The 332-nt window shown below is 53.3% G+C and carries 3 tRNA genes; all 3 read left to right on the forward strand.

Annotated elements, in window-relative coordinates:
• The first annotated feature begins 2 nt into the window (after positions 1 to 2).
• The 3 genes from AOA59_RS00735 (at position 3) to AOA59_RS00745 (ending at position 331) form a co-directional block, all read left to right on the forward strand.
• Positions 3 to 79: transfer RNA gene (locus AOA59_RS00735), tRNA-Pro, on the forward strand.
• Between the two features lie 5 nt (positions 80 to 84).
• Positions 85 to 160: transfer RNA gene (locus tag AOA59_RS00740), tRNA-Lys, on the forward strand.
• Between the two features lie 94 nt (positions 161 to 254).
• Positions 255 to 331, forward strand: a tRNA-Pro gene (locus AOA59_RS00745).
• The last annotated feature ends 1 nt before the right edge of the window (position 332 follow it).

The following is a 332-nucleotide window of genomic DNA, read 5'->3' on the forward strand; positions in this document are numbered from 1 at the left end:
ACCGGGGTATAGCGCAGTCCGGTAGCGCGCCTGCTTTGGGAGCAGGATGTCAGGAGTTCGAATCCCCTTACCCCGACCATTTTTGGGTCGTTAGCTCAGTTGGTAGAGCAGTTGGCTTTTAACCAATTGGTCGTAGGTTCGAATCCCACACGACCCACCATTTTTGAGACCAGTTAACGCTGGAATCGAATCTTAAGATCAGAGGCCAAAAGCACTGATCGAAGAAGGCGACTGAGAGGTCGCCTTTTTTTTACCGGGGTATAGCGCAGTCCGGTAGCGCGCCTGCTTTGGGAGCAGGATGTCAGGAGTTCGAATCCCCTTACCCCGACCAT

It is taken from the genome of Pseudomonas sp. 2822-15 (assembly GCF_002742515.1).
GTDB lineage: Bacteria > Pseudomonadota > Gammaproteobacteria > Pseudomonadales > Pseudomonadaceae > Aquipseudomonas > Aquipseudomonas salomonii.